Raw genomic sequence first — 24,632 nt, 5'->3', positions numbered from 1 at the left:
CTCCTGTGCGGTCCTAGAAAACGAGCCGCCGGACCAGGTGCGGTCCGGCGGCTCGTTCGGTCATCCGGTGGTCACTCGAACGCGCGGGTGATGATCTCGCGCTGCTCGACCTCGTGCACCTTGCTCGAACCGGCCGACGGGGCGGCCATCGGGCGGCGCGACACGCGGCGGACGGTGCCCAGGTGCTCGGGCAGCAGCTCCGGCAGGGCCAGACCGTAGAACGGCCAGGCGCCCTGGTTCGCCGGCTCCTCCTGCACCCAGCGGACGTCCTTCGCGTTCGGGTAGCGCTCCAGGGTCTCGGTCAGCTTGCGGGCCGGGACCGGGTAGAGCTGCTCGACGCGCACGATCGCCACGTCGCCGCCGCCGCGCTTCTCGCGCTCGGCGTGCAGCTCGTAGGAGATCTTGCCGCTGCACAGCAGGACCTTCGTGACGGCGTTCGGGTCCTTGATCGTCGGGTCGTCGATCACGGACTGGAAGCGGTCGTTGATGAACTCGTCCGTGCCGCTGACGGCCGCCTTGAGGCGCAGCATCGACTTCGGCGTGAACACCACGAGCGGGCGGTCGACGCCGTCGAGGGCGTGGCGGCGCAGCAGGTGGAAGTAGTTCGCCGGGGTCGACGGCACCGCGACGGTCATGGAGCCCTCGGCGCACAGCTGCAGCCAGCGCTCGATGCGGCCCGACGTGTGGTCGGGGCCCTGGCCCTCGTGGCCGTGCGGCAGCAGGATCACGACGTCGGAACGCTGACCCCACTTGGCCTCACCGGACGAGATGAACTCGTCGATGATCGGCTGCGCGCCGTTGACGAAGTCGCCGAACTGCGCCTCCCACAGCACCAGCGCCTGCGGGTTCGCGACCGAGTAGCCGTACTCGAAGCCGAGCGCGGCGAACTCCGACAGCACCGAGTCGTAGACCATGAACTTGCCCTGGTCCGGCGACAGGTTCTGCAGCGGCGTGTACTCCTCGCCGGACTTGCGGTCGATCAGGGTCGCGTGACGCTGCACGAACGTGCCGCGGCGCGAGTCCTGGCCGGCCAGGCGGACCTTGCGGCCCTCCAGCGCGAGCGAGCCGAACGCGAGCAGCTCGGCGAACGCCCAGTCGATGCCGCCCTCGCGCGCCATCTTCGCGCGGCGCTCCAGCACCGGCTTGACGCGGGCGTGCGGGGTGAAGCCCTCCGGCAGGTTCACGTGCGCGTCGGCGATGTGCTCCAGCACCTCGCGGGTGATGCCCGTGGGCAGCTTCGCGGGGACCTGCTGCTCGGCCTCGACCGACGGGCTGACCGTCACCGGGTGCTTCTCGAGCTCGCGGACCTCGTTGAAGACGTGCTCCAGCTGGCTGGAGAAGTCCTGCAGCGCCTTCTCGGCCTCTTCGACCGTGATGTCGCCGCGGCCGATCAGGGCCTCGGTGTAGGTCTTGCGGACCGAGCGCTTCTGATCGATCACGTCGTACATCGCAGGCTGCGTCATCGAGGGGTCGTCGCCCTCGTTGTGGCCGCGGCGGCGGTAGCAGACCATGTCGATCACGACGTCCTTGTGGAACGCCTGGCGGTAGTCGACGGCCAGCTTCGCGACCCAGTAGCAGGCCTCGGGGTCGTCACCGTTCACGTGGAAGACCGGCGAGCCGATCATCTTCGCGACGTCGGTCGAGTACTTCGAGGACCGCGAGTGCTCCGGCGCGGTGGTGAAGCCGACCTGGTTGTTGACGACGATGTGGACCGTGCCACCGGTGCGGTAACCGCGCACCAGCGCCAGGTTCAGCGTCTCGGCCACGACACCCTGGCCCGCGAACGCCGCGTCGCCGTGCATCGCGACCGGCAGGACGGGGAACACGTCGCCACCGCGGTCGATCAGGTCCTGCTTGGCGCGCACGATGCCCTCGAGCACCGGGTCGACGGCCTCCAGGTGCGACGGGTTCGCGGTCAGCGACACCTTGGTCTCGCCGTCGCCGAACATGCGGAAGTACTTGCCCTCGGCACCGAGGTGGTACTTCACGTCGCCGGAGCCGTGCGCCTGGCCGGGGTCGAGGTTGCCCTCGAACTCGCGGAAGATCTGCGAGATCGGCTTGCCGACGATGTTCGCGAGCACGTTCAGGCGGCCGCGGTGCGGCATGCCGATGACGACCTCGTCGAGCTCGTGCTCGGCTGCCTTGTCGAGCACCGCGTCGAGCAACGGGATGACGGTCTCGCCGCCCTCCAGCGAGAAGCGCTTCTGGCCGACGTACTTCGTCTGCAGGAACGTCTCGAACGCCTCAGCCGCGTTCAGCTTGCTGAGGATGTACTTCTGCACGGTGGCCGGCGGCTTCTCGTGCGGAACCTCGACGCGCTCCTGGATCCAGCGGCGCTCCTCCGGCTCCAGGATGTGCATGTACTCGACACCGACGGTGCGGCAGTACGAGTTGCGCAGCACGCCCAGGATGTCGCGGAGCTTCATCCGCTCCTTGCCGGCGAACCCGCCGACCGGGAACTCGCGGTCCAGATCCCACAGCGTCAGGCCGTGGCTCAGCACGTCCAGGTCGGCGTGGCTGCGCTGGCGGTAGTTCAGCGGGTCCGTGTCGGCCATCAGGTGGCCGCGGGTGCGGAACGCGTCGATCAGCTCGATGACGCGCGCGGTCTTGTCGACCGCGCCCTCGGGGATGTCGGCGACCCAGCGGATCGGCTCGTAGGGCAGCCGCAGCGACGCGAAGATGTCGTCGTAGAAGCCGTCCTCGCCGAGCAGCAGCTGGTGCACGCGCTTGAGGAACTCGCCCGACTCGGCACCCTGGATGATGCGGTGGTCGTACGTGCTGGTCAGCGTGATGATCTTGCTGACGCCCATGTCGGTGAGCGCCTGCTCGCTGGTGCCCTGGAAGTGCGCGGGGTACTCCATGGCGCCGACGCCGATGATCGCACCCTGACCGGCCTGCAGCCGCGGCACCGAGTGGTTCGTGCCGATCGTGCCGGGGTTGGTCAGCGAGATCGTGGTGCCGGAGAAGTCCTCCGTCGTCAGCGATCCGGTGCGGGCCTTGCGGATCAGGTCCTCGTAGGCCTGCCAGAACTGCGTGAACGTCATGTTCTCGCAGCCCTTGACCGACGCGACGACCAGCGTGCGCTGCCCGTCCTTGCCGGGCAGGTCGATCGCGAGACCGAAGTTCACGTGCTCCGGCGTGACGACGAACGGCTTGCCGTCGACCTCGGCGTAGTGCCGGTTCATGTTCGGGAACGCCTGCAGCGCCCGGACCACCGCGTAGCCGATGACGTGCGTGAAGGAGACCTTCCCGCCGCGCGTCCGCTTCAGGTGGTTGTTGATGACGATGCGGTTGTCGGCCAGCAGCTTGGCGGGCACGGCGCGCACGCTGGTCGCGGTCGGAACGGTGAGCGACAGCTCCATGTTCTTCGCGATCGCGGCGGCGGCACCGCGCAGCTGCTTCTGCTCGGGCTGCGCGCTCTGCGTGACCGGCTTGGCCTTCGCGGCCTGCTGCGGCGCGGGCTTGCCGGTCTGCGGCAGCGTGGCCGCGGGCTTGGGCTGCGTGACCGGCTTGGGGGCGGCGGCGGGCGCGGCCTTGCCGTTGTCGGCGGCAGGCGGGGTCACGGTGGCGGTGGTCGTCGTAGCGCCACCCGCACTCGCCGTGGCGGTGCCGTTACCGCCCGCACGCTTGTAGTCGGCAAAGAAGTCATGCCATGCCGGGTCTACGGATGACGGGTCCGCGAGGAACTGCTCGTACATCTCCTCGACGAGCCACTCGTTCGGCCCGAATTGTGACGCAGGACTGCTGCTGGACACGGCTGGCGCTCGCCTCTATCCATCTCGCTCTTGGTGTTGACTCATGCGGTAGTCAGGCTAGTCCCCCAGGCCCGGGCCTTCACACGCTGGAGGCACCTGGCAAGGAGTGCTCTGTCACAGGATCGATCAGGACGGCCCGGTCGTCACCCGCAGTTGAGCAATTCTTGATGTGCGTCTCACTACGTCTCCTCCCTTTCAGTGCACTGTTGGAGTGGCATACGCACCGAGCGCGCTGATCAGTTCACGATAGGTACAACGAGTCCACTCCGTGGATTGATCTTGTTCACCTGAGGGATCGCCGGATCGACGTGCTCAGCGCCTTCACGAAGTCCGTTCTGGACCGCTCGTCGGTGCGGTCCAGCGACAGGTACGGGTTGAGGTCCTCGAGCTCGACCAGCAGAAGATCTCCCTCTCGTGTGCGACAGGCATCCACCCGTTGGACGCCGTGGTCGAGGTCGTTCCACTCGATGAACTTCCGCGCGAATTCGAGATCGGTCGTCGAAGGCGTGTACTCGGCGAGTTCCCAGCGCTGGGCCGGATCCGGCGCGTGCAACGCGTACTGGAAGTCGTGGTCGACGAAGTAGAACGACACCTCGTACCGGAAATCGATCCTGGGCTGGATGAGGTCGCCGGTGTCCTCGATCTGGTCCCGCGTGACGAACCTCAGCCCGTGCGAGTCCGCGCCGGCCTTGGGCTTCACGACGTACTCGGCCGCGGGTGGGAGGCGGTCGAGGTGTTCCGGGTCGTCGACCGTGGGGATGACCGGGTAGCCCAGCGCGGTGAGGTCGACCAGGTACTGCTTGCCGGCCATGTCGGCCTTGCCGGTGAGCGGGTTGTAGACGCGCTGGCCGGTGGCCTTCGCCTGCTCGCGGAAGTGCGCGTGGGCGTCGGCGTGGTCGATGACCGGGCCGCTGTTGCGGACCACCACCGTGTCGAAGCCCGCCATGAGGGCGGCGGCGTCCTCCGGGTGGCAGATGGCCAGGTCGAAGTCCTTTCGCAGGTGTGCGGTCAGGTGGATGTCCTCGTCGCAGTAGCGCCTGCCTCTGGCGGGGTAGGTGAGGTTGGAGACGTACAGGACTTTGGGGCGGGTGGGCATGGAGTCGGTTTGTACGTCACGGGTGGGGGTGGGGACGAGGGTTCGTGGCCGGGGCCACGGAGCCACTCGGAGGAACTGGTAGGGCCGGGCGCGGTCGGGACGGGTGCGGTCAGGGCGGGCGCAATGGGTGAGCCCGGAGCCGTGCAACCGGGCTGGGGCTGGGGTGAGGTTGGCGTGTGCGGCCCGGGATGGAGAGCTGGCGCCGGGATGTGCCGGAGCCGGGCCAGGGCTGGAGCCAAGGCCCGAGATGGAGCTGGAGCTGAGGCCGGAGCCAGGAGTCAGGGCCCGAGATGGAGTCGGAGCTGAGGCCGGAGCCAGGAGTCAGGGCCCGAGATGGAGCCGGAGCTGAGGCCGGAGCCAGGAGTCAGGGCCCGAGCCAGGGCTGGGCTGGGTGTGCCAGGGCTGGTGTGGCAGGTGCGGGGTGGATGCGGGGCTCGGGGCTGGGTGAGGTGGCGTGGCAGGTGCCGTGCTTGTGGGCGGATGGGTGCAGAGCCAGGGCTCGGGTGTGGGTAGGTGGCGTGGCGGGCGCTGCCGCGGGGCGGAGGCGGCGGAACGCGAGGTGCAAGGGCGCCCTGGGAATGACCGTGCGTTTGGGGTGGACAGGTGGTCAGGCGGCTGCTTCTGGGGTGTTGTGGCGCCATAGGTGGGCGTAGGCGCCGTTGGTGGCCAATAGGTCGGTGTGGGTGCCCTGTTCGACTATGCGGCCGTCTGCCAGGACGACTATCCGGTCGGCTTTGGCGGCGGTGGCCAGGCGGTGGGCCACCACGAAGGTGGTTCGGGCGCCGGTCAGGTGGTCGCTGGCGGCCAGGACTGCGGACTCGGTTGCCGGGTCCAGGGCGGCGGTGGCTTCGTCGAGCAGGAGCAGGTCCGGGTTGACCAGTTCGGCTCTGGCCAGGGCCAGCAGTTGGCGTTGGCCTGCGGAGAGGTGGTTGCCGCGTTCGCCCACGGGCTGGTGGAAGCCGTTGGGGAGGGTGCCGACCATCGGGAGGGCGCCGACGGCGGCCACGGCGTGTTCGATCTCGGCTTGGGTGGCGGTGGGGCGGCCGTAGGCGACGTTCTCGGCCACGTCGCCGCCGAACAGGTGGGCTTCCTGCGGGACCACGCCGAGGCGTTGGCGGTAGGCGGAGAGGTCGTAGGTGCGGACGTCCACGCCGTCGACCAGGACCTCGCCGGCGGTGGCGTCGTAGAAGCGGGCGATCAGTTTGACCAGGGTGGACTTGCCTGCGCCCGTTTCGCCCACCAGTGCCACGGTCTCGCCCGGGGTGACGTGCAGGGACACGTTGTCCAGGGCCGGGCGGTCGGCGCCCTGGTAGGTGAAGGAGACGTTGCGCAGCTCGACCTCGCCGCGCAGGCGGGCCGGGACCGGGACCGGTGAGGGCGGTGGCTCCACCGTGCTCGGGGTGCGGAGCAGGTCGCCGATCCGGCGCAGGCCCACGCGGGCCTGCTGGTAGCCGTCGAAGACGCCGGAGAGTTGCTGGATCGGGCTGAAGAACAGGCCCAGGTACAGCAGGAACGCCAGCAGAACGCCCGGCGTCAGGGTGCCGGTGGCTACCCGGTGGGCGCCCACGGCCAGGACCACGGCCTGGGCCACGCCGGAAAGCATTGCCACGAACGGGAAGTAGGTGGCGATGTAGCGCTGGGCGCGCAGGCGGGAGCGGCGGTAGGCGTCGCTGCGCTCGGCGAACGCTTCGGCCGAGTGGCGTTCTCGGGTGTACGCCTGGGCGACGCGCAGGCCCGAGACGTTCTCCTGCAGGTCGGCGTTGACGGCGCTCACGCGTTCGCGGGCTTCGGCGTAGGCGGTGGAGGAGAGGCGCTGGAAGATCACGGTCGCGACCAGCAGGACCGGGAGCACCGCGAGGGCGATCAGGGCCAGCGACGCGTCGGTGACCACCAGGGCCGCGGTGATGCCCACGACGGTGAACAGGCTGATCACGGCGGTGACCAGGCCCGTCTGCAGGAACGTCGAGAGGGCGTCGACGTCCGTCGTCATCCTCGTCATGATGCGGCCGGCCATCTCGCGCTCGTAGTAGTCGAGGCCGAGCCGTTGCAGGTGGGCGTAGCTGCGGACGCGGAGCAGGTAGAGCAGGCGTTCGCCCAGGCGGGCCGCGAACACCGTGCTGCTCGTCGTGGTCAGCCAGCCGACCACCACCAGACCGACGCCCAGGCCGGTCGCCAGCCACAGCGCGGACTCGGCCCCCTTCACCACGCCTCCGTCGACGCCCAGCCGGACCAGCGCCGGTAAGCCCATGCCCACCAGCGCGTCCAGCACCACGAGCACGCCCACCCCGGCCAGCGCCCAGCGAACCGGGCGCAGCAGCCGCGCGAGGCGGAAGCCTGGATCGGGGGCTCGCGGGTCCTCGCCGTGCAACACCGGGACCTCGGTGGCGGGTGGCAACGACCGCACCTGGGTCAGCAGCTCCGGCGTCGGCGGACCGCCGGCCAGCGCGGACATGCCGCCACCGCCACCTCCGCCACCACCGCCGCGGCGGCCGGCCGCGGCGGGAGCCGTCGTCCTGGCGTCGTCGAGCAGGCGCCGGTCGAGCTCTTCCTGTGACAACTCCGGCCACAGCTCGCCGGTCGCCACCGGTGCCGTGGACTCGATCGCCTCGTCCGGGCCTGCCAGCAGGTCGCGGTAGAGGGCGCAGCGCGCCGTCAGCTCCTCGTGGGTGCCGATGTCGACCACCCGGCCCGCGTCCAGCACCGCGATCCGGTCCGCCAGCGACAGCGTGGAACGGCGGTGCGCCACCAGCAGGGTCGTGCGATGAGCCGTCACCGAGGCCAGCGTGGCGTGGATCGCGGCCTCGGTCGCGGTGTCCACCGCGGACGTCGCGTCGTCCAGCACGAGGATGCGGGGATCGGAGAGCAACGCGCGGGCCAGGGCCACGCGCTGGCGCTGGCCACCGGACAGCGTGAGACCGCGCTCGCCCACCACCGTGTCGTATCCCAGCGGCAGGGCCTCGATGAACTCGTGCGCCTCCGCGGCCTTCGCGGCACGCTCGACCTCCGCCCGCGAGGCGTCCGGCCGGCCGTACGCGATGTTCGCGAACACCGTGTCGGAGAAGAGGAAAGCCTCCTCGAAGACGACACCCACCGCGCCGCGCAACGACTCCAGGCGCAACGTGCGGACGTCGGCGCCGCCGACCCGCACGGCACCGGAATGAACGTCGTAGAACCGGGGCAGCAACAGGGAGACCGTCGACTTGCCGGATCCCGCGGTGCCCACCAGGGCCAGCGTCTCGCCCGGCTCGACCGAGATCGAGAAGTCCTGCAGCACCGGCTCGCTGCGGGTGTAGCCGAAGCTCACGCCGGAGAACGAGACGCCGAGCGGGCCGTCGGGCACCTCGCCGGGACCGTCCGTCACGTCCGGCTGCGAGTCGATCAGCTCGTAGACCCGCTCGACCCCGGCCCGCGCCAGCTGCGCGGACACCACCAGCCCGGACAGGATCCTGGTCGGGCCCACCAGGTTCGCCACGTACGTCGTGAACGCCAGGAACGTGCCCAGCGTGACCTGGCCGTGCAACGCGAGCCAGCCGCCGAGCGCCAGCACGCCGACCTGGCCCAGCAACGGCAGCGCCGTGACGGTCGCGAGCGGCCGGGAGGACAACCGGGCGGCCCGCATCCGTTCGGCGAACAACGCCCGTGCGTGCTTCTCCAGCCGCGCCACCTCGCGCGCCTCCTGGCCGAAGCCCTTCACCACGCGCACGCCGGTGACGGTCTCCTCGACGTGCTGCGCGAGATCCGCCGCCCGCTGCTGCGCCGACCACGTGGCCGGGAACAACGTCAGCCGCGTCCGGCCCGCGAGCCACGCCACCAGCGGCAGCACGACCAGCGCGATCAACGTCAGCGGCACCGACAGGTAGAGCATCGCGGCGAGCGCGGCCACCGCGAACACCACCGTGCCGACCGCGAGCGGCGCCATCATCAGCAACGACTGCACCAGCTGCAGGTCGGTGATCGACCGCGACACGATCTGCCCGGTCCGCAGCTCGTCCTGCTTCGCGCCGTCGAGCCGCTGCACCGACGAGAACACGCGCAGCCGCAGGTCGTGCTGCACGCCCAGCGCCAGCCGCCCGCCCAGGTAGCGGCGCAGGAACGCCGATCCGAACGTGAGCAGCTCCAGCACGACCAGCGCCACCGTCAACGCCCACAGGCGATCCGTGCGGCCGGCCGTCGAGTCGTCGATCGCGGTCTTGAGCAGCAACGGACCTGCCGCCTGCAGCCCCACGCCGACGACCGCGGCGAGCACCGACAGCACCACCAGCCGGGGGTGCTGCCAGCAGGCCGCGGTCAGTCGGCGGATCCAGCCCTTGGTCACGCAGCCAAGACTACGGACGCGGTCCGACAGTTAAGCAGATCTTGGAAAAGCGCTGGTCAGGTGATGTCCTTGCGGGCAGTGAGCGCCCAGCCGCCACCGAAGACGACCGCCACCCAGCCGAGGAAGATCAGGCCCGACAGCCACCACGACTGCGCGCCGCCCGCGCCCGCGAACATCCGCAGGAACGTGACCGCCTCCTCCGGCACCACGCCGGCTTTGGCCAGGAACAGGTCGACGACCACGGAGCCCGTGAGCCCGTTCACCGACCCGTTCGGCAGGAACCCGACGAGCGTCTCCGGCGTGCCCGCGATCCGCAGCCCGAGCAGCAGCGCGTTCTCCACCACCACGAAGTACATGATCAGCAGCACGGTCACGCCGGCGACGTTCGGCACCAGCGCGCCCAGCCCGATGCCGAACATCGTCATCAGGATCGACGACAGCACGCAGACCAGCGTGAGCATCGCCCAGCCACCGGCGTCGGGCAGCTGACCGGACGTGCTGGTCAGCACCACGCCGAGCGCGACGAAGCCCATGATCGCCAGCCCGTAGATCACGCCCCACAGCGCGTAGACCAGCATCTTCGCCAGCATGGTGTGCATCCGCGACGGCGCGGTCAGGAACGTCGTGGTGATCGTCCGCCTGCCGACCTCACCGGAGATCGCCAGCGCACCGAAGATCAACGGGAAGATCGTGGCGAGGTTGATCGACCGCGCGATGCCGAAGAGGGAGAACTTCCACTGGTCCGGCGTGACCCCGAGCATCTCCGAGAGCTGCTCGGCGTCCGCGGTCGAGGTGAGGTCGACGAACCACCGGCCGATCAGACCCGAGAGCAGGCCACCGCCCAACGCCACCAGCACGGTCGGGATCAGCAGTCCCCACCACAGGCTGGTGGTCGTGGTCTTGCGGAGCTCCGCCTGTACGAGGTTGCCCATCAGACCCAACCACCCTGCTGCTGCTGATGCGGAGCCGGCGCGTACCCGGCGTACTGGCCACTGGTGAGCTGGAAGAAGAGCCGTTCCAGATCGACCTGCTCCTCCTGGATGCCGTAGACGGACACGCCCGCGCGCAACGCGACGTCCGCGACGTGCTTGGCGTCCACTCCGGACACGGCGAGACGGCCGTCCACGAGCTGCTCGATCGTCTGGACGCCGTCCTCGCGCAGTGCGGTGGCGAGCGCGCTGACGTCCGACGGCTGCACGAGAACACGGCGTTGTTGTTGCTGGCGCAGGTGATCCAACGGCCCGTAGTACATGGTCTGCCCGCGCGAGATGATCACGACCTGATCGACGGTCTGCTCGACCTCGGCGAGCAGATGGCTGGAGATCAGCACCGTGCGGCCCATGCGCGCGTACGACTGCAGGAACGTGCGCAGCCACGCGATGCCCTCGGGGTCGAGGCCGTTCGCGGGCTCGTCGAGCACCAGCACCTGCGGATCCCCCAGCAACGCGGTGGCCATCGCGAGCCGCTGCTTCATGCCCAGCGAGAACCCGCCGACCGCGCGGTCGGCCGCGCCGCCGAGGCCGACCAGACCGAGGACCTGGTCGGCCTGCCCGTCGGGAACGCCGATCGCGGCCGCGTAGACGCGGAGGTGGTTGCGCGCGGTCCGGCGCGGGTGGAACCCCTGCGCCTCCAGCACCGCACCCACCACGCGGCCGGGCTGGCCGAGCTGGTGGAACTGCCGTCCGTTGATCGTCGCCGTGCCACCCGTCGGCTTCACCAGCCCCAGCAACATCCGCAGGGTCGTCGTCTTCCCCGCACCGTTCGGGCCGAGGAAGCCCGTCACGCTGCCGGGGGACACGGTGAAGCTCAGGTTCTGCACCGCCGTGACAGAACCGAACTGCTTCGTCAGGTTCTGGACCGCGATGAGGCCGCTGCCGTCATGCATGCGGCCCATCCTGCCCGAAGGTCAGTCGGGCAGTGCGTGCTTCGGTCGCGACACCACCGGCGCGCGGTGCACCACCGGCGGCAGGTCGGTCAGGATCGGCGGGAGTTCGGTGGTCAGCTCGACCGGTGTCTCCTCGGGCACCTCGATCGTCCCCGATCGGGTGAACGGGTTGCGCAACGGCCGTCGCCGTTCGCGATGCGGCAGACCTTCGCCGATCAGGTGCTGGTGGGCCATGTTCCAGACCTGGCAGGGCCACCGCCGTCGCCGCAGCCAGCCGGGACACGCCCGGCACCGGCCGTCCTCGTCGGGCTGGTGCACCGTCAGCAGCAGGCGCCAGCCGTCCGCCAGGCGGTGGATCTCCGCGCGGGCCAGCGGAACCAGCGCCTCGGCCTCGCCGTGCTCGGCCACCTTGTCCAGCAGTGCCAGCCTTTGCAGCACCGCGTCTCGCAGGACCCGGTCCATCACATCTTCGCCGTGGCCTGGTCGAGCAAGGAGCCCAGCCGTCGTGTCTGAGTGGCGGACATCACAGCGGTCTCACCCGGCGGCGTGACCAGCAGAACTCGGTCGTTCTCCACCAGAACGGTCATCGATCTGTCTCGACCGAACGGGTCGTGGCAGTGGATCCATCCCTGTGGTTCAGCCATGGAATCTCCCTTCGAGGGACACCCGACTCCGTCTTCATCGGCTGTCGGCCCTGCTCGCCGCACCGCGGGCGGGGGAATTCACTCGTTTGCTGGACGGGCCGAACACGGGCAGTGGTCCAGTCGGGGAAACTTTCTGTGCGCGTTTGGGCGGGGGTGCTGGGCGCGCCCCACTCCGGCCCGCTATATTTGGTTCCGGCGGCCCCGCTCCCAGTGACCCCCAGGCTGGTTGAGCGCGGCCGCCCTTTACGTGGCGGGCTCTGGCGCTCAACGACCTCCGGTCGTTTTCGCTGGAGCCCGCAGTGCTATTCGGGGGACGCCTCCGAGCCCCCAGGTCCTTTCTCCAGCACGCCTCCGTGGCGCACCTCTCGGTCAACCTCTCCGTGAAACCCTCTTGCGCGCCGCGCTCTCGTACGCTGTAAGGTCCTCGTACACCGTAAGGGGGACGAGATGACTTCGACGACCGAGGAGGTCGGGGTGCACCCGCACCCACAGCGCTGGGCCGTGCTCGGCGTGCTCTGCCTGTCCGTGATGGTCGTGGTGCTGGACAACACCGTGCTGAACGTGGCGATCCCGTCGATCTCCACGGGACTGCACGCCAGCACCGCCGACATCCAGTGGATGATCAACGCGTACTCGCTGGCGCTGGCGGGCCTGCTGCTCACGACCGGCAGCCTGAGCGACCGGTTCGGGCGCAAGAAGGCGTTGCTGGCCGGGCTTCTGCTCTTCGGCGCGGGCAGCGGGGTGGCGGCGTACGCGGGCTCGGCGCAGGCGCTGATCGCGGCACGCGGCTTCATGGGCGTCGGTGCCGCGATGCTGATGCCCGGCACGCTGGCCGTGCTGATGCAGTTGTTCGACGAGAAGGAACGCCCGAAGGCCATCGGCATCTGGGCCGCGGTCACGAGCCTCGGCTTCGCGGCCGGTCCGGTGATCGGGGGCGCGCTCATCAGGAACTTCTGGTGGGGTTCGGTGTTCCTCATCAACGTGCCGGTGGCGGCGCTGGCGATCGCGGCCGTCGCGGCGCTGGTGCCCGAGTCGAAGGACCCGGCCGTGCGCAGGCCCGACGTCGTCGGCTCGATCCTGTCGATCATCGGCATGGTCTCGCTGGTGTACGCGGTGATCTCGGTGCCGGAGCACGGGTTCGGCTCGCCGGAGTTCGGGGTGCCGGTGGCGCTGGGCGTGGTCACCATGGCGGCGTTCGCGTGGTGGGAACGGCGTACCGCGGAACCGATGCTGGACCTCGGGTTCTTCTCCGACCGGCGGTTCACCGGTGCGGTGGCGTCGGGGGTGCTGGCCGCGTTCGGCATGGCGGGCTCGCTCTTCCTGCTCACGCAACACCTTCAGGGCGTGCTCGGCTACACCCCGCTGGAGGCCGGTGTCCGCGTGGCGCCGATGGCGATCGCGCTGCTCGTCACCAGCAACACGTTGGGGCAGCTCGTGCTCAAACTGGGTGCGGGCAAGGCGATGCTGCTCGGCATGACGATCGTCGCGGGCGGCGTGGTGCTGCTGTCGATCGGGAACACCTATCCGCCGACGCTGGCCGGGCTGATCCTCATCGGCGTCGGAGTCGGTGTGGCGCAACCGGTTGCGGTCAACGCGCTGATGGGCTCCATCCCGCCGGAGCGCGCCGGCATCGCGTCCGGTCTGTCGAGCACCCTGTCCGAGCTGGGTTCGTCGTTCGGCATCGCGGTGCTGGGCGCGCTGTTGTCGGCGCGGTTCGCCGCCGCACTGCCCGACGGGGTGCCGTCCCGATCCCTGAGCGAGGCCCTGCACAGCGGTGCGGACGTCGCGGTCGTGCGGGAGGCGTTCTCGTCGGGCATGGGCGTGAGCCTCGTGATCGGTGCGGTCGCGGTATTCCTGGGAGGTGTGGTGGCCAGCGTGTTGCTCCGGCGTGCCTAGGATCGCCGGTGTGGACAGCGTGTGGTTCGGCAAACCCAGGCCCGGCAGCGGGCAGCCTCTCGGCCTGAGCCGGGAGGCCATCGTCCGCCAGGCCGTGAGGATGCTGGACGAGCACGGCCTGCAGAAGCTGTCCATGCGCAAGCTCGCGGCCGAGCTCGGCGCGGCCCCGATGTCGCTCTACTGGCACGTGCCGACGAAGGACGCCCTGATCGAGCTGTGCCTCGACGCGGTCTACGGCGAGTTCACCCTGCCGGGCCCGGAGGACGACTGGGAGACCGCGCTGCGCGGGATGATGCACTCGTTCCGTCATATCGCGCTCAAACACCCGTGGTGGGTCCGCGGCATCGGCGAGTTCAACAGCATCGGCCCGAACGCGGTGGCGATGGCCGACTCGATGTTCGGACCCATGCTGCGCGCGGGCCTGTCGATGGCGGTGGCGGCGCAGTCGATCTCCACGGTGTCGAGCTTCGTCGTCGGGTACGCGGTCGCCGAGGTGAACTTCATCGCCCGCGGCGGGATGGACTCGCCGCCGCCGGACCTGGGCAAGATCGCCGATCTGTACCGGGAGAAGCACCCGAACTACGTCAAGATGCTCGACGAGCAGGAGGTCTGGTCGTTGGAGCGGCAGTTCGAGTTCGGGCTGGACTGCGTGATCGACGGCATCAAGGCGCGGGTGACCGCCCTCAGATAGGCGAAACCCCCGCAGCGTTGATCGCGTGCGGGGGCCTCATTCATTCAGTTGGCCTTCAGATGACGGACTCCAGCGGCGTGTGCACGAGGCCGGTCGCCTCGGCCACCGGGCCGTTGGTCAGCCGGCCCGCGTGGACGTTGAGGCCCAGGGCGAGCGAACGGTCGTCCTTGAGCGCCTTCTCCCAGCCCTTGTCGGCCAGCGCGACCGCGTAGGGCAGCGTGACGTTGGTCAGCGCGTAGGTCGAGGTGCGCGGGACGGCGCCGGGCATGTTCGCCACGCAGTAGAAGACCGAGTTGTGGACCTCGTAGGTCGGCTGGGCGTGCGTGGTCGGACGGGAGTCCTCGAAGCAACCGCCCTGGTCGATGGCGATGTCGACGAGCACGGAGCCCGGCTTCATGTCGGCGACCAGCGCGTTCGACACGAGCTTCGGTGCGGCGGCACCGGGCACCAGCACGGCGCCGATCACCAGGTCGGCCTCGCGGACGGCCTGCTCGATGGCGAACGAGTTGGAGGCCAGCGTGCGCAGACGGCCCTGGAACTGGGCGTCGATCTGACGGAGGCGGTCGACGTTGGTGTCCAGGATCTGCACGTCCGCACCCATGCCGACGGCGATGGTGGCGGCGTTGACGCCCGCCACGCCACCGCCGATCACGACCACGCGGGCCGGGGCGACGCCGGGGACGCCACCGGGCAGCACGCCGCGGCCGCCGGAGGGCTTCATCAGGGAGAACGCGCCGACCTGCGGGGCGAGGCGGCCCGCGACCTCGGACATCGGGGCGAGCAGCGGCAGCGCGCGGTTGGGCAGCTGCACGGTCTCGTAGGCGATGGCCGTGGTGCCGGACGCGAGCAGCGCCTCGGTCAGCGGCTTGTCGGCGGCGAGGTGCAGGTACGTGAAGAGGGTCTGGCCGGCGCGCAGCCGCGGGTACTCCTCGGCGATGGGCTCCTTGACCTTGAGGACCATGTCGCCCTCGGCCCACACGTCGTCGGCGGAAGCGAGGATCTTGGCGCCCGCGGCGAGGTACTCCTCGTCCGTGATCGCGGAACCCAGACCGGCACCCTGCTCGACGAACACGTCGTGGCCGCGGCTGGTCAGCTCGTGAGCGCCCGCCGGGGTGAGGGCGACGCGGTACTCGTGGTTCTTGATCTCGCGGGGAACTGCGATCCGCACGGTGACTCCTCCGATCGGGCTGGCCTCTGTTCAACAATCTGAGGCAGCCGGAAGGTCATGTCACCGTGCGGATCGCACTATCCGGTCACTGTGCGGTTGTTCCGTCAGGACAAAGCCACTTTGAACACCCATGCGTGCTCGCCGACGCCCGCAGGCACGTCGACCACGAGTTTTCCACCCGATCGGGTCCATTTCAGGGGCCTGTCGTACCCCAGCAGCGTGACGCGGTCACCGTCCTTGATCGGCACTGGAGCGTCGACCACGAGCTGTGACCCCGGCTGGGCCAGCGAGGTGATGTAGAACGCCTCGTTCGGCCGGCCAGGAGTTGTCATCGTGAACCGCAGCGAACCCAGCTGGGCCATCCGCGACCAGTACGTCGTGCCGTAGATCGACTCGCCGTTCGTGCGCAGCCAGGCGCCCGTCTCGCGCAACCGCTGCTGCATGATCTCGGGGATCGAGCCGTCCGCTCGCGGGCCGATGTCCAGCAGGAAGTTGCCGTTCTTGGACGTCGTGTCGACCAGCGTGCGGATCACCTCGTCCGCCGTCATGTACATGGAGTCCGGCGTGGCCCGGTTCCACCCGTACGAGCGCGGGTCGAGGCCGCGCGAGGCCTCCCACTTCTTCACCACGGTGTTCGGGTACGTCGCGTACTCCGGCGTCGTGTAGTCGTGGGTCGGGATGCCGCACCGGTCGTCCACCGTCACGTCCTTGGGCACCGCCCGGTTCTTGGCCTTGTTGAAGTAGTCCGCCAGCACCCGCCGCGAGTCGTTGGCGCCGCCGATGTCGCACCAGATGACGTCCGGGTCGTACCCGTCGACCAGCTCGGTCATCTGCGGCGCCTGGTAGTCGCGCACGAAGTCCCGTCCGGCCTGGTAGCCGGTGTAGGGCTCGGGCGCTCCGCTCCACGGGTTGCGCGGCCCGTGCCCGCTCCACGGGTTGTCCGGGTTGAACCACTCGGGCATCGAGAAGTAGAGCCCGTTCTTGAGGCCCGGCGTGTACTTCCGCGACGCGTCGAAGAGCTCCTTCACCAGGTCGCGGTGCGGGCCGAGGTCGACGGCGTCCCGGCCGGACACCTTCGAGTCCCACAGCGCGAAACCCTCGTGGTGCTTGGAGGTCAGCACGTAGTACTTCGCCCCGGCCTCCTCGAACAACCGCACCCACTCGCGCGGGTCGAACTTCGCGGCGGTGAACTGCGGGATGAACTGGTCGTAGGCGAAGTCCTCGCCGTACGTCGCCGCGTGGTACGGGTTCACCGCGTTCGACGGGTCCTGCATCCACTGCCAGTACCACTCCGCGTACTGCTCACCCGGCGGCGACCACGCGGGCACCGAGTAGAGCCCCCAGTGGATGAAGATCCCGAACTTCGCGTCGTCGAACCAGTACGGCGACTCGTGCGCCGCCAGCGACGCGTCTGTGGCCTGGTAGTCGGCCACGCCCAGGGAGAACCTGGCGTGCTGCGCCGCCGAGACGCGGCCGGACCGCGCCGTCACCTTCCCGTCGAACGTGCCGGTCCGGTAGGCGTGGATGCCGATCCGCACTCGCGCCTCCTCACCGGGCGCGAGCCGTTTCACCGACGCCGGTTGCAGTGTCACCACCCCCAGCCCCTCGGCGCTCACGGAGATGTTGGACACCCACTGGTCACCGAGGTTCACGACGGTCGCCTCGATCGTCTGACCGCCCACGCGCGGCAGCTTGGTCGTGCTGCGCGCGCTGCGGACCGCGAGCACCTGTCCCTTGGCCGCCGGCTGCACCGACAGCGCGAACACGTGCAGCGAGGACTTGCCCTCCACCGCCGGGTTCGTCACCGGCAGCGTGACCGCGACCGCCTCCTTCTGGGGATCAGCCCACAGTTGCGCGGTGCCGATCGACACGGGGTGCTCGTCACGGCCGCCGGGCGAGTACCGGAACGGCGTGGAGATCGGACCACTGCCCGAGTACCAGTCAGGTCCGCTGATCGCTCCCGTCGTCGAGGACCCGTCCGCGTAGTGCACGGTCGCGGTGCCGCCGGCTGCCCCGTACGACGACGCCACGAGCAGGTGCACGGTCAGGTAGTGCCCTCGGGGCAGGTCGATCCGCTGGCCGAGAGCGACCACGTTGTTGTTCTTGGTCTGTGAATTTCCCGGGAAGAGGTACGGCACGCCATCGGCCGTGACCTGCCCGGACGGGAGTGCCTCCGCGGGGAAAGCGTAGCCGGAACCGTCGAAGTTCCCGGTACGGTCGGACGCGGTGTCGATGCCGTCGTTGTCGAAGAGGTGGCTGATGGGGACGGTGACCGGAGCCGGTGCAGCCGCGGCCGTGGCGGCGGGGACGGGAGTCAGCACCAGTGTGGTGAGCAAGGCGACGATGAACGGTTTCCGCATGAGACCTCCGATGTCTGCCTGCACTCACCATGGCAGCGCTCTCCCCGATGTCAACCGTCTCGCGTTGACACTTGGCAGTGGCCGCACATAGCGTTCGCGCTCGAGAACTGAAGACCGGCCGCGGTGCCCGTGAGGCACCAGAACCCGAGTGGGAGAGACCTCGACGAAGAAGTCGGGGCGCCGAAGGGGCAAGCTCCCGCACACTCTCAGGCAGCAAGACCGCTCGGGGTAGGCAACTCTGCACGGCGGAGGGGGCTGTTACCAGACCGAGCCGTCTTAGCCAGAGGAGTCGCCGTGGAGTTCCCCGAGAACCTGCTCTACACCCACGAGCACGAGTGGGTCGACTGGACGCCGGGCACCCAGGACCCGCTGACCTGCGGCATCACCGCCTATGCGGCCGACGCGCTCGGCGACATCGTGTTCGTCCAGCTGCCCGAGGTCGGCGCGAAGGTCGTGTCGAACGAGGTGTGCGGCGAGCTCGAGTCCACCAAGTCCGTCAGCGACCTGTTCTCCCCGGTCACCGGTGAGGTCATCGAGGTCAACGGCGCGGTCGTGGACGACCCGGCGATCATCAACAACGACCCCTACGGCGAGGGCTGGCTCTTCCGCGTGCGCGTGGAGTCCGCGGAGAACCTGCTCACCGCTGCCAAGTACGCGGAACTGACCAAGGACTGATCAGTGGCGATCAGCGTTTTCGACCTGTTCTCCGTCGGCATCGGACCGTCCAGCTCCCACACCGTCGGCCCGATGCGCGCGGCGGCGATGTTCGTCGAGAAGCTCGGGGCGCGGGTGTCCGAAGTGGACCGCGTGCACGTCGAGCTGTTCGGCTCGCTCGGCGCGACCGGGCACGGCCACGGCAGCCCGAAGGCCGTTTTCCTCGGCCTGGAGGGCAACCTCCCGGAAGAGGTCGACCCGACGGTCGCGGCGGTCCGCGTCGAGGAGATCGTCTCGACCGGACGGCTGCGGCTCGGCGGCGTGCACGAGATCGGCTTCGTGCACGACCGCGACCTCGTCATGCACCGGCGCAAGTCACTTCCGTTGCACCCCAACGGGATGAGCTTCGAGGCCTACAAGGGCGACGAGTCCGTCGAGCACGCCGTGTACTACTCGATCGGCGGCGGTTTCGTCGTCGACGAGAACGCCTCGGGCACCGACCGGATCAAGCCCGACACCACGCCGTTGCCGCACCCGTTCCTCACCGGCGACGAACTGCTCGCGCGCTGCCGGGAGACCGGTCTGTCGATCAGCGAGATCATGATGGCCAACGAGCTGTCGTGGCGGTCGGAAGCCGAAGTCCGGCAAGGACTTCTGCACATCTGGCACGTGATGCAGGAGTGCGTGGAACGCGGCTGCACCGAGCAGGGCGTCCTGCCCGGCGGCCTCAAGGTCCGCCGCCGCGCCGCCGAGATGCGCAAGCGGCTGGAGGGCGAGCACTTCGTCACCGACCCGCTGCGGGTCATGGACTGGGTGACGCTCTTCGCGTTGGCGGTCAACGAGGAGAACGCGGCGGGCGGCCGGGTCGTCACCGCGCCGACCAACGGCGCGGCCGGCATCGTCCCAGCGGTCCTGCACTACTACACCAAGTTCGTGCCGGGGGCCAACGACGACGGCGTCGTCAGGTTCCTCCTCACGGCCGGTGCGATCGGCGTGCTGTTCAAGGAGAACGCCTCGATCTCCGGTGCCGAGGTCGGTTGCCAGGGCGAGGTCGGCTCGGCCTGCTCGATGGCCGCGGGCGGGCTCGCCGAGGTCCTCGGCGGCACCCCGGAACAGGTCGAGAACGCCGCCGAGATCGCCATGGAGCACAACCTCGGCCTGACCTGCGACCCGATCGGCGGCCTGGTCCAGATCCCGTGCATCGAGCGCAACGCCGTCGCGTCGATCAAGGCGATCACCGCGGTGCGCATGGCGTTGCGCGGCGACGGCTCGCACTTCGTGTCGCTGGACAAGGTCATCAAGACCATGCGGGACACCGGCAAGGACATGTCGGTGAAGTACAAGGAAACCGCGCGTGGCGGCCTCGCCGTCAACGTCATCGAGTGCTGAGTTTCCACAACACTTTGGCGGGCGTGCGTCTCAACTGCGCCTTGTGCACTTTCGTCACGCACGCCCGCTGCCACACTCGCGCCTTGTGGTCACCGCGTACGAGCCTCTGAACTCGCAGCACATCGCGAACCCGTACCCGCTGTTCGTGCACTTCCGGGCGTGCGAACCGGTGTTCTTCAGCGAGGAGAACGGTTACTGGGTGGTGAGCCGGTACGACGACGTCGTGCGGGTGCTGAGAGACCCGAGCTTCGCGGCCACGTCCCACCACCTGGATCCCCAGGTGCGCAGGGCACTTCAGGACACCTTCTCGGCACGGCGGATGGCCAAGCTGGAACCGCTGGTCCGCGACTTCGCCGACCGCCTGATCGACGGCTTCCCGGGCTACGGCCACGGCGACTTCGTGCCGCTGTTCGCCGACCCGTTCCCCGCCATGGTGATGCGGGTCGCGATCGGCACCCTGTCACCGGCAGAGCAGAAACCGTTGGCGGACTTCGACATGACGGTCAACGTGCTCGCGCTCGGCCTGCGCTCGCTGCTCGCCGGCCGCCGCAGGCACTGGATCGGGATCGTCGACGATCCCGCCACGATCCCGTCCGTCATCGAGGAACTGCTCCGCTACGAGGGGCCGATGATGAGCCTTTTCCGTTGCGCCACCGAGGATGCCGAGATCGGCGGACATCCGGTGCCGGCGGGGGCGAAGGTGCAGGTGCTCCTTGCCGCCGCGAACCGCGACGAGGCCGTCTACCACTGCCCGGAGGCGTTCGACCCGTCCCGGCAGATGCCGACCGTGCACCTCTCACTGGGTGCGGGCCCGCACTTCTGCGTCGGCGCGGCACTCGCGCGCATGCAAACCCGTGTGGCGCTGGAACAACTGTCGTCCCGGTTGCCCGGACTGCGGCTCGCACCGGGCCAGTCCGTCACGTTCCGGCCGGACCTGCGCACGCGCGTGCCGGAGCGGTTGATCGTCGAGTGGTGAGGTCTAGCCGCGGCTGTCGTACGCGCGCTGTGCTTCGAGCACGTCCGGCATGCGCGCTTCGAGCAGGTGGATCAGCGACAGCAACCGTTCCGCCGTCTCGCGGCCGAGCGGCGTGAGGCTGTAGTCGACGCGCGGCGGGTTCGTGGGCTGCGCTTCGCGGTGCACCAGCCCGTCCCGTTCCAGCGCGTGCAACGTCTGCGACAGCATCTTCTCGCTGACGCCGTCGACCCGGCGGCGCAGCTCGTTGAACCGCAGCGACCCGTCCACGAGCGCGCCCAGCGTCAGGCTGCCCCACTTGCCCGTGACGTGCTCCAGCGTCGGGCGTGACGGGCACGCCTTGGCGAACACGTTGTACTCCATGGGGGCCATGGTACCTGGTGGGAGCGCTTACGAAAAGTAAGCTCCAAGGTGAGAGGTAGTCTGCGCCCGGACGCCTCGTCCCGGCCGACGAGCCGTCCGCCGCTCTCGACCACGGCAACACCGAGGTGGTCGTGTCGCTGTGCTGCGAGAGACGGCGGACGGAGGCGCGTGCGTGGTGATCGCCACCCACGACGACTGGGTGCGTGACCAGTGCGACGACGTCGTCTCGGTGAACGACTACGTGCCCTGATCAGAACGGCCAGTCGGCGTTCCGGCCCGCTTCGAGCAGCGGGACCATCCGGAACGTCGCATCGGTCAGGCCGCCGAACTCGTGGCGGTCGGCCTGGCCGGTCGCGAACGCCGCCTGCCGGTACCCGTTCAGGTTGAAGCCGTAGATCGGCACGTGCCGCGGCACGGCCTCCGCGACGCCCTGGCCGTGGTGACCGCCGACCGTCTGCATGTCCGAGATGATGAACACGCGGTCGTGGCCCCGGTAGGTCCGCTGCAGCGACCCGACGATGTCGGTGCCGTGCCCGACCTCGCCGATCCGCTGCAGGAACCGGTCGATCTCGCGGATGACCGACGCCCCGCGCGGCACGTCGTGCCGGAACGTGCCGTCCGCGAACCCGACGACGTCGACCTGCTCGCCCTTGGCGCCCAGAGCGACACCGAAGACCGCCGCCGCCTTGGCCGGGGTGACCTTCGACTTCGCCGAGATCGTGCCGTGCGTCATCGACGCCGAGGTGTCGATGAGGATCAACGACCGGCCCGGCAGTGCCGGCAGGTTCGCGAGCGACGCCTGCAGTGCCTGGTCCAGGGCGTGGCCCCAGCGCAGGCTCGGTGCCGCCTCGTACGCCGACAGGAACCGGAACGGGAACTGCCGCGAGCGCGCGACCTGGCCGGGGTCGGCCAGCCGTGCCGCGACCTTCGCCGCGGCCTCGTCGGACATGCCCGCCTCGTCGAAGTTGCGCAGGTTGCGCAGGCAGTTGCCTGTGACCAGACCGGCCACGATGAACAAGTTCGATGGCTCAACCGTCACGCAGTAGGTTGGACGCTCTCCTCCGTCCTCGATCGACACGATTCGGTCCAACGCGATCGCTTCGTCGTAGCCGTGCATTTCGCTGCCCGCCGGGGACACGTGCGCCACCCGCTCTGCCAGTTGCGCAAGCTTTGCCGCCTTGTAGCTGATTCGAAGATCCAGCAGGTCAGCGAGCCGCACCAGTGCGGTTGCCCTGTTCACCTCGACGACGTGAAGAGGGAACCGGCTCTGGATCCTGTCGCTGGTCGCTCGCACCCTGCGCTCTCGGATGATGTTGGTGACACCAAGTCGAAGCAGCGCATCCGAGACCTGCTCGGCCAAGCGGCGCGACACCGTCGCGTACTCGACCGAGCCGTGCATTGTGCCCTTCGGGTTCATGCGCTCACGGACACAGCCGTCTGTGTCGATCAGCCCGGAAAGCGCACCGATCCAGAATTCGCGGCTGAACGGTCTGTTGGGCAACGCCTTGACTTCGCAGCGCTTTCCCCACACCTCGTAGGAGCGCAGGATCTCGGTCATCGGGTTTCGCTTCCACTGCTTGAACGGAAACCGCAACCGCACGATCCGGTTGTTCACGGTCTCCGTCACGCCGCACCCGTGCTTCGCAGCGTAGTCCCGCATGAACGCCACAGCGCCGTCGTCGGGATCGCCGTGGAATTCGGGAGTGAGCGCTGTCATGCCGCCGTCGCCAAGCATCGCTCCGACGAAGTACCCGTCCCATGCGTCGCCCTCGTCTCCGAAGTAGGCGGCAGTCAGAGGGACGGGCACGCGGTCACCTGGACGCAGCTCACCGGACGTGGTCCACTCCCATGCTTGACGACCAGTGCGGCGCTGACGGATCCAGCGGTGGTCCGTCGTGGCGTCGACAATCCGGCCGGACGCGAATCGGATGGTCATGACCGGTCGGACACCGGTGTCGAGCCACGCTGTGGGAATGGTCGGAACGAGGTTGCCCACCGCGTGATCACGAGGTCCCTGGTTGGCGCCGTACTTCACCAGGCGTGCGTCCCAAGCCTTGTCGTAGGAGAGAACAGGCAGCCGCCGAGTGACGACGTCCTCGATGGGCGCCGTGGTTCCATCTGCGAGCCAGACAGGGGTGCCTTCCGCGAGGCATGCCATGTAACCCATCGACGGCGCGAGCGCCTCCCACACCTCCCGGGTCAGCGGACCCTGCAGCCACCCGGCCACGGCCTCCCACGTCATCCCGGCGCGGCGCAGCACGTCGGCGGCGTCGGGCCGGGCGAACAACGCGCGGCGCTGCTCGACCGGCCACGCCATGAGCTCGCGCCGTGCCGCGATCACGCGCAGCGCGTCCGGCACCGCGATGTCGGCGGTGCGGCGGCGGTCCAGCACGTGCTGGAACAGCGAGCCCTGCCAGTCGGCGGCGGGCGAGGGGTGCACGAGGTTCAGCACGTCGGCCATGCGGAAGCCGCGGGCGTCGCTGTCCCACTTGAGGACCGCGCGCTCGTCGTAGAGCCGCCTGACCGCGTCGGCGATGCCGCGCTTGATCGGCTTCGGCACGCGCCGGCCGTGCGTGCTCGTCCAGCAGGCGAGGAACTCACCCGGCTCGTCCGCGCGCTGCAGCACCGACTCGACGACCGCGCGGTTGGTGACGCCCGCGTCCGAGGAGGCGGCGAGCCGGGCGTGGACGAACTCGGCCGCGCCGACGAGCGACGCCGTGCGCATGTTCGCCTCGTTGCGCAGCCACTTCAGCAGGCGTGCGGTCCACACCGGATCCGTGAGCGCCGCCTCGCGGACGAGCTGGGCGAACCGGGTGTCGCGCTGAGCGCCGGACTCGTAGAAGGTGTTCTCGCCACCCATGTTCGACACGGCGAGCAGGAACAGCTCGGACTTCGTGTCGCGGACGTGGCCGTCGCCGCCCTCGTAGGTGCGGACGGCCGGCGTTGGCACCGTGGCGATCGGGCTGGTGCCCGCCGGACGTGCGCGGAAGACGTTGAACTTCGCCATCGGCTCTTCCCCCTCAAGCAAAAAGAAGGGGAGCCCACGAACTCCACACGTGTCCGAGATCAAGGTCGCGGAAGGTACGTTGCTGCTCTACCAGACTGAGCTACAGCCGCAATGGCCGGCAGGATTCGAACCTGCGACCCGCCCATCCCAAGTGGAAGTAACCCTCTGCTTCGCACCGGACACGTGTGAAGTTGTGCGCTCCCGAGATCAAGACCGCCGACGGACATTTGCGTTTTGAAGACGAAGTAACCGTCGGCTTCGCACCGGGTGCGATTTCCATGTAACCACGCCGCGCCAGCGATTTGATTCCGGCCGAGGTGGAGTTGTGGGCGCCCGAGATCAAGTCGCGGAAGGTGACGTGCTCACCGAGGTGAGCGAAGACCGGCCGAAGCCGGCTTCAGGAGTCGAACCTGAGATACCAGAAGTAACCCTCCGC

At 69.2% G+C, this 24,632-nt stretch carries 16 protein-coding genes and 1 riboswitch; of the genes, 5 read left to right on the top strand and 11 right to left on the bottom strand.

Annotated features, from left to right (window positions below; translation table 11 throughout):
* Positions 1 to 71: 71 nt before the first annotated feature.
* The 7 genes from ACWEIJ_RS00745 to ACWEIJ_RS00715 all read right to left on the bottom strand — a co-directional run bounded on the left by ACWEIJ_RS00745 (position 72) and on the right by ACWEIJ_RS00715 (position 11,638).
* Entirely contained in the window at positions 72 to 3,755 is a 3,684-nt protein-coding gene (locus ACWEIJ_RS00745; protein WP_449835119.1) for a multifunctional oxoglutarate decarboxylase/oxoglutarate dehydrogenase thiamine pyrophosphate-binding subunit/dihydrolipoyllysine-residue succinyltransferase subunit, read from the bottom strand.
* Positions 3,756 to 4,038: 283 nt separating this feature from the next.
* Positions 4,039 to 4,851 (bottom strand): hypothetical protein, encoded by an 813-nt coding sequence (locus ACWEIJ_RS00740; RefSeq protein ID WP_449835118.1) that lies wholly within the window; start codon positions 4,849 to 4,851, stop codon positions 4,039 to 4,041.
* A 607-nt stretch (positions 4,852 to 5,458) separates the two neighbouring features.
* Positions 5,459 to 9,166: an ABC transporter ATP-binding protein gene (locus ACWEIJ_RS00735; protein WP_449835117.1), complete on the bottom strand. Its 3,708-nt coding sequence runs from the start codon at positions 9,164 to 9,166 to the stop codon at positions 5,459 to 5,461.
* A gap of 56 nt (positions 9,167 to 9,222) precedes the next feature.
* Complete coding sequence (locus ACWEIJ_RS00730; protein WP_449835116.1) at positions 9,223 to 10,098, bottom strand: hypothetical protein; 876 nt, start codon at positions 10,096 to 10,098, stop codon at positions 9,223 to 9,225.
* Positions 10,098 to 11,051: an ABC transporter ATP-binding protein gene (locus ACWEIJ_RS00725; RefSeq protein ID WP_449835115.1), complete on the bottom strand. Its 954-nt coding sequence runs from the start codon at positions 11,049 to 11,051 to the stop codon at positions 10,098 to 10,100. Before ACWEIJ_RS00725 ends, ACWEIJ_RS00730 begins: the two co-directional genes overlap by 1 nt.
* A 21-nt stretch (positions 11,052 to 11,072) precedes the next feature.
* Complete coding sequence (locus ACWEIJ_RS00720; protein WP_449835114.1) at positions 11,073 to 11,513, bottom strand: hypothetical protein; 441 nt, start codon at positions 11,511 to 11,513, stop codon at positions 11,073 to 11,075.
* Entirely contained in the window at positions 11,513 to 11,638 is a 126-nt protein-coding gene (locus ACWEIJ_RS00715; protein ID WP_281248831.1) for a hypothetical protein, read from the bottom strand. The genes ACWEIJ_RS00720 and ACWEIJ_RS00715 overlap by 1 nt, the downstream gene beginning before the upstream one ends.
* 504 nt (positions 11,639 to 12,142) lie before the next feature.
* Here ACWEIJ_RS00715 and ACWEIJ_RS00710 point away from each other — a divergent pair.
* Both ACWEIJ_RS00710 and ACWEIJ_RS00705 read left to right on the top strand, forming a co-directional pair.
* Entirely contained in the window at positions 12,143 to 13,591 is a 1,449-nt protein-coding gene (locus tag ACWEIJ_RS00710) for an MFS transporter (protein WP_449835113.1), read from the top strand.
* Between the two features lie 10 nt (positions 13,592 to 13,601).
* On the top strand, positions 13,602 to 14,282 hold the full coding sequence (locus ACWEIJ_RS00705; RefSeq protein WP_449835112.1) for a TetR/AcrR family transcriptional regulator: 681 nt from the start codon (positions 13,602 to 13,604) through the stop codon (positions 14,280 to 14,282).
* 55 nt (positions 14,283 to 14,337) lie between these two features.
* On the opposite strand, the gene ald is transcribed toward ACWEIJ_RS00705, so the two are convergent.
* Positions 14,338 to 15,450: an alanine dehydrogenase gene (ald, locus tag ACWEIJ_RS00700; RefSeq protein WP_449835111.1), complete on the bottom strand. Its 1,113-nt coding sequence runs from the start codon at positions 15,448 to 15,450 to the stop codon at positions 14,338 to 14,340.
* A 104-nt stretch (positions 15,451 to 15,554) separates the two neighbouring features.
* Positions 15,555 to 17,810 carry an alpha-L-fucosidase gene (locus ACWEIJ_RS00695; RefSeq protein WP_449835110.1) on the bottom strand — a complete coding sequence of 752 codons (2,256 nt, stop codon included), beginning with the start codon at positions 17,808 to 17,810 and terminating at the stop codon, positions 15,555 to 15,557.
* Between the two features lie 139 nt (positions 17,811 to 17,949).
* A riboswitch (glycine riboswitch) is annotated at positions 17,950 to 18,042 on the top strand.
* A 62-nt stretch (positions 18,043 to 18,104) separates the two neighbouring features.
* Here ACWEIJ_RS00695 and gcvH point away from each other — a divergent pair.
* From gcvH to ACWEIJ_RS00680, 3 genes are all read left to right on the top strand, one after another.
* Entirely contained in the window at positions 18,105 to 18,485 is a 381-nt protein-coding gene (gene gcvH / locus ACWEIJ_RS00690) for a glycine cleavage system protein GcvH (RefSeq protein ID WP_449835109.1), read from the top strand.
* Positions 18,486 to 18,488: 3 nt separating this feature from the next.
* Positions 18,489 to 19,853: an L-serine ammonia-lyase gene (locus ACWEIJ_RS00685; protein WP_449835108.1), complete on the top strand. Its 1,365-nt coding sequence runs from the start codon at positions 18,489 to 18,491 to the stop codon at positions 19,851 to 19,853.
* Positions 19,854 to 19,938: 85 nt separating this feature from the next.
* Complete coding sequence (locus ACWEIJ_RS00680; protein WP_449835107.1) at positions 19,939 to 20,829, top strand: cytochrome P450; 891 nt, start codon at positions 19,939 to 19,941, stop codon at positions 20,827 to 20,829.
* A 3-nt stretch (positions 20,830 to 20,832) separates the two neighbouring features.
* Here the strand turns inward: ACWEIJ_RS00680 and ACWEIJ_RS00675 are convergent, their stop codons facing one another.
* Both ACWEIJ_RS00675 and ACWEIJ_RS00670 read right to left on the bottom strand, forming a co-directional pair.
* Complete coding sequence (locus ACWEIJ_RS00675; protein ID WP_449835106.1) at positions 20,833 to 21,189, bottom strand: winged helix-turn-helix transcriptional regulator; 357 nt, start codon at positions 21,187 to 21,189, stop codon at positions 20,833 to 20,835.
* A gap of 250 nt (positions 21,190 to 21,439) precedes the next feature.
* Positions 21,440 to 24,196 carry an LAGLIDADG family homing endonuclease gene (locus ACWEIJ_RS00670; RefSeq protein ID WP_449835105.1) on the bottom strand — a complete coding sequence of 919 codons (2,757 nt, stop codon included), beginning with the start codon at positions 24,194 to 24,196 and terminating at the stop codon, positions 21,440 to 21,442.
* Between the last annotated feature and the right edge of the window lie 436 nt (positions 24,197 to 24,632).

It is taken from the genome of Lentzea sp. NPDC004789 (assembly GCF_053601075.1).
Note: the sequence above shows the minus strand (reverse complement) of the source record. Positions and strands in the feature narration are given on the sequence as shown.

Bases quoted from the DNA above. Each gene is read 5' to 3' on its own strand.
- ACWEIJ_RS00740 (WP_449835118.1), bottom strand. From the start codon at position 4,851: ATGCCCACCCGCCCCAAAGTCCTGTACGTCTCCAACCTCACCTACCCC.
- ACWEIJ_RS00730 (WP_449835116.1), bottom strand. From the start codon at position 10,098: ATGGGCAACCTCGTACAGGCGGAGCTCCGCAAGACCACGACCACCAGC.
- ACWEIJ_RS00725 (WP_449835115.1), bottom strand. From the start codon at position 11,051: ATGCATGACGGCAGCGGCCTCATCGCGGTCCAGAACCTGACGAAGCAG.
- ACWEIJ_RS00720 (WP_449835114.1), bottom strand. From the start codon at position 11,513: ATGGACCGGGTCCTGCGAGACGCGGTGCTGCAAAGGCTGGCACTGCTG.
- ACWEIJ_RS00715 (WP_281248831.1), bottom strand. From the start codon at position 11,638: ATGACCGTTCTGGTGGAGAACGACCGAGTTCTGCTGGTCACGCCGCCG.
- ACWEIJ_RS00710 (WP_449835113.1), top strand. From the start codon at position 12,143: ATGACTTCGACGACCGAGGAGGTCGGGGTGCACCCGCACCCACAGCGC.
- ACWEIJ_RS00695 (WP_449835110.1), bottom strand. From the start codon at position 17,810: ATGCGGAAACCGTTCATCGTCGCCTTGCTCACCACACTGGTGCTGACT.
- ACWEIJ_RS00675 (WP_449835106.1), bottom strand. From the start codon at position 21,189: ATGGAGTACAACGTGTTCGCCAAGGCGTGCCCGTCACGCCCGACGCTG.
- ACWEIJ_RS00670 (WP_449835105.1), bottom strand. From the start codon at position 24,196: ATGGCGAAGTTCAACGTCTTCCGCGCACGTCCGGCGGGCACCAGCCCG.